Origin of the sequence: Cereibacter changlensis JA139 (assembly GCF_003034985.1) — a bacterium.
Lineage (GTDB): Bacteria > Pseudomonadota > Alphaproteobacteria > Rhodobacterales > Rhodobacteraceae > Cereibacter > Cereibacter changlensis.
Map to the genome: position 1 here is coordinate 1 of NZ_PZKG01000339.1, position 1,342 is coordinate 1,342.

General features: G+C 57.9%; 2 protein-coding genes. Both read right to left on the reverse strand.

Annotation, left to right across the window (positions count from 1 at the left end):
- Window positions 1-1,102 (reverse strand): DEAD/DEAH box helicase family protein (locus C5F48_RS23850; protein WP_181247774.1); only part of this gene is annotated, 1,102 nt, incomplete at its 3' end.
- Window positions 1,099-1,342: hypothetical protein (locus C5F48_RS25855; RefSeq protein ID WP_219907840.1), on the reverse strand; the 244-nt coding region annotated here is incomplete at its 5' end. The genes C5F48_RS25855 and C5F48_RS23850, both read right to left, overlap by 4 nt.

Consider the following 1,342-nt stretch of genomic DNA (forward strand, 5'->3'; position numbering starts at 1 on the left):
TTGGCCGCACCGAAACTAGCGTCCATGCGCGTGGAGCGTCGAATCCGGTTGCTACAGCGAGCTTGAACACCAGAACTTCAATCTCGGGGTCATAGGCCAAGGTGTGGAAAGCAGGATCAGGCTCACCCGACGTGTGCACGGCGATTGCTTTGTCGGGCACACCGATCTCGATCAATCGCTCCCTTACCCGCGCAACCGGGTCATCCTTGCCTTCCTGCTGATCCTCTACCTGCACTAGCATCAATGGCGTCAGGCTGATCCCCCTCTCGGCCAGCTTGGCCTTAATGAACGAATGCTGTGACCAACCCGCCGTCAGAGTTGCCACTTCGGTGTCGATTAAGGCCCGGTCCTCTTCCTTGAATCGTAGCACCCCCACCATGAGTCCAATCTTGTTCAATCCCGCCTTCACCACTGCGTCACGGGAGACCGTCACACGGCTTGCCACTTTCAACCCAACGTCGCGCTCAAACTTTTCCAGCTTGGTGTCGTTTGGTGTGGCTGTGGCAAGCACCGTGAAATCGGGCGACATCACTTTCAGAAAGAAATCTGCCGTTGCTGCTGCGCCTGAACCGAAATTCAAATGCGCCTCGTCGATTACCACGCCGATGCGGAATCCCTGTTCGCGCAACTTTGCAATCATGGTGTCCACCGACAGCGAAGCCTCCTTATCGGTGCGGACCTTGCGGCTTTCCTTCTTTATGACTGCGACCGAGGCCCATGTCTGTACGAACACATCACCGTCACGGGCGGCACTTGCCTCACGGTCGGCATAAATATCTCGTTGCCGCAATGCACCACATTGTGCGATCAGGGCGCTGCGGGTCTGCGTCACCAATCCGGCGTAGGGGGCGAACCAAAACCACACCGTCTTGGCGCCCAGCTGCCCGCGCACGGCCTCTAACGCCCGGCCGAGCATTAGGGTCTTTCCTGATCCGGTTGGAGCTTGTAGCAGGATTACCCCCAGTTCCCTGGATATCCGTTCGCGGTGTTGCGGCTCGCGGTCATGTAGGCCTGATACAGTGCGGAGCGTCTCGGACATCGCATCCACGGCCTTCAACTGATACTCGGCCAGAGACACACGGAAGTCGGCGTCATCCTTCATTGGCGGAACCTTCTTACCAGTTCGGTCCTCACCGATCGGACATCGAGCGTATTGCCCAAAGCAGCCGTGATCTGCCCTGGAGCCCAAGCATACACGAAGGCATTTTCGCGTCGCTCCGCCACACAGCGCAGATGGTCCAGCAGCTCGGTCCCAACCCGATCTGCAAAGATAAGAGTCTGGCTTTCCGTCTTGTGTTCTTGCCACTGCGCTTGGCTGTAGAGCGTGGCTCTGTTGCACAAA